Genomic DNA, 8,460 nt, shown 5'->3' on the forward strand with positions numbered 1-8,460 from the left:
ATACGGGCGAGCGGAAAGTGCTGGGCCAGCACCTTGCCGCCTGAGTTCGAGGCACCGCCCGCCAGCCAGGCGTTGCCGAGCCGGTGGCTGTAGATGCCGAAGCGCGGCGCCGAAATCGGCCGGTCGGACAGGATCTTGATGGTCAGCGAGGATCCCAGCGCAGTGACCCCGTCGCCGATCGCGGCGGCACCGGTCGCCAGGAACGAGGCGCAGCCATCCGTGGTGCCGGCGACGACGGCCACATCGCGCGGCAAGCCGAACAGTTCCCCGGCTTCCGCGGTGAGGGCGCCCGTGACCTCGCCCGGCACGACTACGCGCGGCAGCAACTCCATGCGCATTCCGGTCGCCGCGATCCATTCCGGCCAGCGGCGGGCCTCGACATCATAACCTGTCTTCAGGGCATTGTTCTCGTCGCTGACGTCGAAGCGGCCGGAGAAGTTTCCGGCAATCCAGTCGGCCTGATGCAGCACTGCCGCAATGCCCGGTAGATGCTGGAAGCGCAGGGCCTTGGCGAGGCCGGATGTCGCTCCATGCGCTGCACTTGCAGCCGGCGCGGTGCGGGCGATCGCGGCCAAGAGGCCGTCGTCATCGACCTTGTCGTTGTACATCAGCGGTTCGGCCAGCGGCAGCCCGGCGGCGTCGACCGGCAGCAGCGTGCCGGAGGTGCCGTCGACGGCGATGGCGCGGACCGCCGTGCGGTCGATGCCGGAAAGCAGCTCCGTCAGCGCCGCCTTGACCGCTTGCCACCACGCCGTGGGGGCTCGGCCATCGCGGCCAAACCTGTCGAGTGGAACGGCCGAATGCCCGGCTATGGAAAAATCACGGCGCATGGCGACGGCGCGCGCACCTGATGTGCCAATGTCGATGCCGATGACAAGTGGCATCATGTCCATGCTAGCCGCCAGCCGCGTTGAGCTTCTGGCGATATTGCTCGGCGTCCCAGTTGACCAGCTCGTCATTCTCGGAAGCGGTGAGATAGTTCAGCCGCGCGGCGATGTCGACACGCGCCGTCACGTCGGCGAGGCAGCGTTGCATGGCATCGGCGCCGGCACTGGCGTCGCCGCGCATCAGCACGCCTGCGCCGGGAAACAGGATCGCCGCAGGCGACGTGCCCAGTCGTGCAACGACATCTGCCACGGCCTCGCCTGGCTTCGCCACGACGGAGCCCTGGCCGAGGAAGATGACGTGGTCCGGATAGAGGCTGCCGGCCTGCGCCATGCGGCGGCTCTCAGCGTCGAGCGCAACCGCATGCGCTTCGACATCGGCCGGCAATCTGTAGCCGCTGTCGCCGGCAAGCGCGGCCAAGGCGTCGAGGTCGGGTGCGGCGGTCGCGCGCGCCGGCCGGGCCAGCAATGACCTGATACGGCGCAGCAGAAGCTCCGCCCCGGCGACGGTTTCGGCAGCGACGACCAGCCCGTGATTGCCAAGGATCAGCACGTCGACACCAGGCCGCAGTTTTTCGGCAATGCCGCGTGCAAGCGGCAGGCCGGGCCGGAAATAGGGCACATAGGCCCATTCGATGCCATCGAGCCGCTTGGCGACCTCGGCCTCGCCATCGGCCTGCACGGCAAGCGAGATGGTGTCGACGCAATGGACATGCAGAACGACGCGCTGCGGCATCAAAGCGTGCACCGTGGTCTCGATCGATGGCCGCAGGCCGCGCGGGTTGAGCGCTGCAATGGTGAAACCCTGCGGCTGGTCGGCGGCGCGATCGCGCTGTTCGACGGCTTTCAGCAGCGGCGCCATCGCCACCGGCACCATGATGTCATCGACCAGCGCGTCTTTCAGCCAGGTGCCGGAGGCCTTGATCCACAGCGTGTCGCCGGCTTTCAGCGAGGTGTTGCCGCCTGCCGCCTGGGTGAGATGCGGGCTCCGCCCGATGCTGGCCGAAAGCGCCCGCAAGGCCGCCAGTTCCTGCGCGTCAGCTTGGGTCGCCATGGCGCTTTTCCTCCAACGGCTCGGCCGTGTCCTGCGCGAAATCCCGTTGCCGGGATCGAATTGGCGCTGATATCGCAGAAACGAGTGATCTACGTCAATAGTGATCTACTGTCATCAAACACGCTTGCAATCCGACTAATGTTGAGTAAGTTACGCCAATTGCCATGGAAAATGGCATCCGGGAGGAAAGAATTGAGCGACTCCGGCCGCCAGCGTCAGATCGTCGAACTGTTGCGGGATCGTCCGTTCGCTTCGGTGCGCGAGTTGCAGGAGCGGCTTGGCGTTTCAGCCGCGACGGTCAGGCGCGATATCGACAGGATCGACGAGGCCGGCGAAGCGCGGAAGGTCTATGGCGGCATATCGGCGCTCGACGGCGCTTCCCAGGCCGGTGTTGCCTACGCCAGGCCCTACGACGAGAACCGCGACCTTGCGGTCGAGGCCAAGCGGCAGATCGCCGCTCTCGCGGCGACCATGGTGCGCGACGGCGACGCCGTCATCGTGCATGGCGGCTCGACCTGCTTCCATCTGGGCGTCAAGCTCGCTGAGCGCAACATCCGCCTCTACACCAACTCGATGCCGCTGGCGGCCTATCTCAGCGACCACGGCCATTGCAGCCTGACGGTTGCGGGCGGTGATCTGCATCGCGAACCCGGCATCATCCATTCGCTCAGCCAAGCCGTGCCCTTCTATGCCTCCAAATTCTTTCTCGGCGCGCAAGGCCTTGGCCAGGAAGGCGTGATGGAATCGCACCCGCTGCTGGTACGCTCGATCGTCGATCTCAGCCTTTGCGCCGACCAGATCGTGGTGCTGGCCGACAGCCGCAAACTGTCGATCCACGCGCGCAATGTCGCGTTGCCGCTTTCCCGCATCGGCACGCTGGTCACCGACGACGGTCTCTCCGACGCCGATGCGCGCATGCTGGAGGACGCCGGCGTCATGGTGCGGATAGCCTCGGGAGCCATCCAGTGAAGGTGGCTGTCCTCGATTTCGGCAAGACCAATTCGAAGCTGTTCGTCTTCGGCCAGGACGGGCGGATCATCGACGAGCGCCGGACACAGCCGAAATGGGTGCGCCAAGGCGTCTTCAGCGTGCTCGACGAGGCGGCGCTCCACCATTGGGCGCTCAGCGCCGTTGCCGATGCGGTCGACGGTCATGGAGTGGAAGGGGTCATGGTGTCGGGCCATGGCTGCACCTTTGCCTTGGTCGACGAAGTGGCGCTGACGCATCCGATCCTCGATTACGAGCAAGAGCCGCCGGCCGAGATTGCCGCGCGGATCGATCGCCGCGTTCCGGACTTTTCCGAGACCTTTTCGCCGCGGCTGCCGCTCGGCTTCAACTACGGCCGCCACATGCTGTGGCTGCAGGAGGTCGATCCCGACGCGTTCGCTACGTCGAAATCGATCCTCGGCTATCCGCAATACTGGAGCTGGCGCCTTGGCGGGCGGGCGGTCTCGGAAGTGTCCTATCTCGGCTGCCATTCGCATCTGTGGGCGCCGCGGAGCCAGGACTTTTCCTCGCTGGTCAACGCGCAGGGCTGGCGTGACCGGATGCCTGGCTTCGAGCGCGCCGGCACTGTTATCGGCGAGCACCGCCTCGACGCTGCGGCGCGACCGATCGCCATCCACAACGGCGTCCATGATTCGAATGCGGCGCTCTATGCCTATCGCCGGCAGGAGCTTGGCCCGGTCACCGTCGTTTCGACCGGCACCTGGGTCGTCGTGCTCAATCCGGATTGCCCGCTCGACGCACTCGACCGGGATCGCGACATGCTGGTCAATGTCGATGTCGGCGGCGGCCCGGTGCCGACCATTCGCTTCATGGGCGGGCGCGAATTCGCAACCATCAGCGGCGGCTGGCAAGGCGAGATCGCCCGTCCGGTGGTGCAGCAGGTGATCGATGCCGGCATCATGGCGCTGCCGAGCTTCGCGCCAGGCGGGCCGATGCCCAGTCAGTCCGGCCGGCTGGTGGGGCGCACGCCCGATGCCGAGGAACGCGCGGCGGCGGCGCTGCTCTACGTCGCGCTGATGGTCGATCTGTCGCTCGACCTCATCCATTCGAACAACACGGTGATCGTCGATGGCGGGCTGAACACAGGCGGTGTGTTGGCCGGACTGCTGGCGCAGTTGCGTCCCGGCCAGGCTTTCCTGCAGGGCGCCACGCTGGAGGGCAGCGCCACGGGTGCAGCGGCGCTCGCCTTCGAGAGCGTCGGGCGCGAATTCGCCGCCGAAGTTCCAGAGCCGGTGCACGCGTCGCGTTTCACCGGGTTGGCAGGCTATCGCAGCAACTGGCGTGACGCCACGATGGACCAGGGCGTCGCCGGTGCGGCAGTGGGAGGTGCGCGATGAGTGCGATTGCCCAGGCCGAGACGGCGCGCCAGCCGGTGCTGGAGATGCGGCACATCTCCAAGACGTTCGGCGCGATCCGTGCCTTGCACGATGTCTCGCTCAGCGTCCATGCCGGGGAGCTGCACGCCTTGATGGGCGAGAACGGCGCCGGCAAGTCGACATTGATGAAAGTGCTTTCAGGCGCCTATCGGCCGGATGCCGGCGGCGAGATCCTGATCGACGGCATGCCGACTGCGACCGGCGATCCGATCAAGGCGCGCGCCAGCGGCGTCGCGGTGATCTATCAGGAGCTGTCGCTGGCGCCCAATCTGACGGTGGCGCAGAACATCTTCCTCGGCAACGAGCCGCGACGCTTCGGCATCGTCGATCGCGACCAGTGCACCCGGCGCGCCAGCGAGATCATCAAGCGGCTCGGCGTTTCCTTTTCGGCCCGCGACATGGTCTCCAGCCTGTCGCTCGGCGAGCGCCAGCTGGTCGAGATCGCCCGCGCGCTATCGACCAATGCGCGTATCATCGTCATGGACGAGCCGACCACGTCGCTGACCTCGCGCGAGACCGACCGGCTGTTCGAGGTCATCGCGACGCTGAAATCGCAAGGCATCGCCATCATCTACATCAGCCACCGCATGGAAGAGGTGTACCAGCTTGCCGACCGCGTCAGCGTGCTGCGCGACAGCGGTTATGTCGGCACGCTCGAGCGTGCCGACCTCAGTGCCTCGCGCCTCGTCTCGATGATGGTCGGCCGCGATTTGTCGGCTTTCTACAAGAAGGATCATCGGCCGCCGGACGAAAAGCGCGCGGTGGCGCTCTCGGTGCGCGCCATGTCCGACGGCCGTCTCCTGAAAAACTGTTCGTTCGACCTGCACAAGGGCGAGGTGCTGGCGCTGGCGGGTCTGGTCGGTTCCGGCCGCACAGAGCTTGCGCGGCTGATCTTCGGCGCCGACAGGCACATTTCAGGCACGCTGGAACTCGACGGCAAACCTGTAACCATCGGCTCGCCGCGCGAGGCGCTCGATGCCGGCATCGCCTATCTGACCGAGGACCGCAAGGAACTCGGCCTGTTCCTCGACATGTCGACCTCCGACAATATCAGCATGGGCGTGCTGGCGCGGGATTCGCGCGCCGGCGGCTTGCGCGACTTCGCGGCCGCCGAAAGGCGTGCTTCCAAGGCCGTTGCCGATCTCTCCATCCGCACCAGTTCGGTGCAGGCCAATGCCGGCTCGCTGTCGGGCGGCAACCAGCAGAAGGTGCTGCTCGCCCGCCTGCTCGAGACCGAGCCGAAGGTCGTCATCCTCGACGAGCCGACCCGCGGCGTCGATGTCGGAGCGAAATCGGAAATCTACCGGCTGATCGACAATCTCGCCAAGCAGGGCATCGCCATCCTGATGATCTCCAGCGAACTGCCCGAGGTGATCGGTGTCGCCGATCGCGTGCTGGTGATGCGCGACGGCACGATATCGGGCGAGGTGACGGCATCGCAAGGCGAACCGCTAAGCCAGGAGGAAATCATGGAACTTGCAACGGGAGCGGCTCAGCAATGACCGACAAGGCGACCGAGATCAGCGCAGGCGGCAAAGCCACCGGCACGAGCCGACGGTTGCGCACGGCTTTCGCTGCCCTTGGCATGCTGCCGGTGCTGATCCTGCTGGCGGCCGGCTTCCAGTTCCTGAACCCGCGCTTCCTGACCGAGACCAACCTGTTGATCGTCACCCAGCAGTCGTCGATCAACATCGTGCTGGCGGCCGGCATGACCTTCGTCATCCTCACCGGCGGCATCGACCTGTCCGTCGGCGCCATCCTCGCCGCATCGGCGATGGTGGCGGTGATCGTATCGCTGGTGCCGGACTGGGGTTTGCTCGGCGTGCCGGCGGCCATTCTGGTCGGCCTCGGCTTCGGCCTCGTCAACGGGCTGCTCATCGCCTACATCAAGCTGCCGCCCTTCATCGTCACGCTGGGTTCGCTGACCGCGGTGCGCGGTGTCGCCCGCCTGCTCGGCCAGGACACGACGGTGTTCAATTCGGACCTGCCGTTCGATTTCATCGGCAACGGTTCGCTGTTCGGCATCCCGTGGCTGGTCATCATCGCACTGTCGGTGGTGGTGCTGTCCTGGCTGGTGCTCAAGCGCACCGTGCTCGGCACCTGGATCTACGCCGTCGGCGGCAATGCCGAAGCGGCGCGGCTGACCGGTATCAAGGTGCCGCTGGTGCTGCTCTTCGTCTATGGCGTTTCCGGCCTGCTGGCCGGCCTCGGCGGCGCCATGTCGGCGGCCCGGCTCTACGCCGCCAACGGCTTGCAGCTGGGCCAGTCCTACGAACTCGACGCCATTGCCGCGGTCATTCTCGGCGGCACCAGCTTCGTCGGCGGCGTCGGCTCGATCTGGGGAACGCTGATCGGCGGCCTGATCATCGCGGTGCTCTCCAACGGGCTCATCTTGGCCGGTGTCTCGGACATCTGGCAGTACATCATCAAGGGATTGGTCATCATCGTGGCGGTCGCCCTCGACCGCTACAGGCTCCAGGCAGGAGCAAGAACGTGATTGACCTTAGTCGCCGGCGTCAACGACCGGTTTGTGTAACGCACCGTGAGAGGCGCGGGGCAATCGGAGGAAAGCAATGAAGACCATCGCCAAACTGCTCTGCGGCGTCGCACTCGCGTCGCTCGCCATCGCGCCTGCTTCGGCCAAGGACCTCAACAAGGTCGGTATCTCGGTCGGCCTGCTCGGCAATCCCTTCTTCGTCGCCACCATCAAGGGCATCGAGGACGCGGCCAAGAAGATCAACCCGAAGGTCGAGGTGACCTCGGTATCGGCCGACTATGACCTCAACAAGCAGGTCTCGCAGGTCGATTCGTTCATCGCCGCCGGTGTCGACGTGATCATGCTCAATGCCGTCGACGCCAAGGCGATCGCGCCGGCGGTGAAGAAGGCACAGGCCGCAGGTATCGTCGTTGCCGCCTTCGACGTTTCGGCGCCGGGCGCCGACGTCACCGTGATGACCAACAACGTCAAGGCCGGCGAAGAGGCCTGCCAGTACCTGGTCGACCATACCGGCGGCAAGGGCGACTACGTCATCCTCAACGGACCGGCATCGTCGTCGATCCTGGAGCGGGTGAAGGGCTGCAAGAACGTGCTTTCGCAGCATCCCGACATCAAGATCCTCTCCGACGACCAGAATGCCGAAGGCTCGCGCGACGGCGGCCTGAAGGTGTTCCAGTCGCTGCTCACCCGCTTCGACAAGATCGATGCGGTGTTTGCCATCAATGACCCGACGGCGATCGGCGCCCAGCTCGCTGCCAAGCAGCTCAACCGTTCGGAGTTCATCTTCACCGCCGTCGACGGCGCGCCCGATATCGAGAAGGAACTCTCTTCCGGCACCTCGATGATCAAGGCCTCGGCCTCGCAGGATCCCTATGTGATGGCCGGCCAGTCACTGACGATGGCGGCCGAACTGCTGGCCGGCAAGAAGCCGGCGGAGCCGACCGTTCTGCTCGACCCGAAGCTGATCACGGCCGAGAACCTGAAGGACTACAAGGGCTGGACCGCAGCCCGCTAAATTCTTCCCAAGACCGGTGCGGCCGGGATGACCCGGCCGCACCTTGTCAGCACCGGAGACGATGATGTCGCGTATTGGAATCCATTCTTTCGTCTGGTCGGCGAGCTCGGCTCAGGCCGATCTGGAGCGCACGCTGGCCAACACCAGGGAGGCCGGCTTCGACCTCATCGAATTCTCCTATCTCGACCCCGCCAATGTCGACATCGGCGGGCTTGCGGGGCGCATCGCCGATCTTGGCCTCGGCGTGGCGATCAGCATCGGATTGCCTGGTGATGGCGATATTTCGAGCGCCGACAAGGCAATTGCCGCGCGCGGCGTCGAAATCCTCAACGACACCATCGCGCTGACGCGTGACCTCGGCGGTCGGAAGGTCGCCGGCATTCTCTCGACCAGCCACGGATTGCAGGTCGAGGCGCCGACGCGCGATCAATGGCAGCGCAGTGCCGGCACGCTGGCCAAGGTTGCCGAAACAGCCAAGGCGGCCGGCGTCACGCTCAACCTCGAGATCGTCAACCGCTTCGAAAGCAATCTGCTCAACACCGCCGCGCAAGGACTGGCCTTCATCGAGGACACTGGCTCGGACAACATCTTCCTGCATCTCGACACGTTCCACATGAACATCGAGG

General features: G+C 65.6%; 8 protein-coding genes. 6 read left to right on the top strand and 2 right to left on the bottom strand.

Translation table 11 applies throughout. From position 1 onward, the window contains the following. Both EN932_RS22035 and EN932_RS22040 read right to left on the bottom strand, forming a co-directional pair. On the bottom strand, positions 1-887 hold an 887-nt coding region (locus EN932_RS22035; protein WP_164890567.1), incomplete at its 3' end, for an FGGY-family carbohydrate kinase. Positions 888-894: 7 nt separating this feature from the next. Beyond that, positions 895-1,938 carry a class II aldolase/adducin family protein gene (locus EN932_RS22040; RefSeq protein ID WP_127384996.1) on the bottom strand — a complete coding sequence of 348 codons (1,044 nt, stop codon included), beginning with the start codon at positions 1,936-1,938 and terminating at the stop codon, positions 895-897. Positions 1,939-2,130: 192 nt separating this feature from the next. On the opposite strand from EN932_RS22040, the gene EN932_RS22045 reads away from it, so the two are divergent. The 6 genes from EN932_RS22045 to EN932_RS22070 all read left to right on the top strand — a co-directional run. After that, on the top strand, positions 2,131-2,907 hold the full coding sequence (locus EN932_RS22045) for a DeoR/GlpR family DNA-binding transcription regulator (protein WP_013529337.1): 777 nt from the start codon (positions 2,131-2,133) through the stop codon (positions 2,905-2,907). Next, entirely contained in the window at positions 2,904-4,283 is a 1,380-nt protein-coding gene (locus EN932_RS22050) for a carbohydrate kinase (protein WP_127384997.1), read from the top strand. Before EN932_RS22045 ends, EN932_RS22050 begins: the two co-directional genes overlap by 4 nt. Further along, a complete protein-coding gene (locus EN932_RS22055) occupies positions 4,280-5,824 on the top strand; it encodes a sugar ABC transporter ATP-binding protein (protein ID WP_127368605.1) in 1,545 nt (514 codons plus the stop codon). The genes EN932_RS22050 and EN932_RS22055 overlap by 4 nt, the downstream gene beginning before the upstream one ends. Next, complete coding sequence (locus tag EN932_RS22060; RefSeq protein ID WP_127368606.1) at positions 5,821-6,819, top strand: ribose ABC transporter permease; 999 nt, start codon at positions 5,821-5,823, stop codon at positions 6,817-6,819. Before EN932_RS22055 ends, EN932_RS22060 begins: the two co-directional genes overlap by 4 nt. 76 nt (positions 6,820-6,895) lie before the next feature. Then, a complete protein-coding gene (locus EN932_RS22065; RefSeq protein WP_013529341.1) occupies positions 6,896-7,834 on the top strand; it encodes an ABC transporter substrate-binding protein in 939 nt (312 codons plus the stop codon). 64 nt (positions 7,835-7,898) lie between these two features. Continuing rightward, positions 7,899-8,460: sugar phosphate isomerase/epimerase (locus tag EN932_RS22070; RefSeq protein WP_164890566.1), on the top strand; the 562-nt coding region annotated here is incomplete at its 3' end.

Source organism: Mesorhizobium sp. M7A.F.Ca.US.002.01.1.1 (genome assembly GCF_004022955.1).
Lineage (GTDB): Bacteria > Pseudomonadota > Alphaproteobacteria > Rhizobiales > Rhizobiaceae > Mesorhizobium > Mesorhizobium ciceri.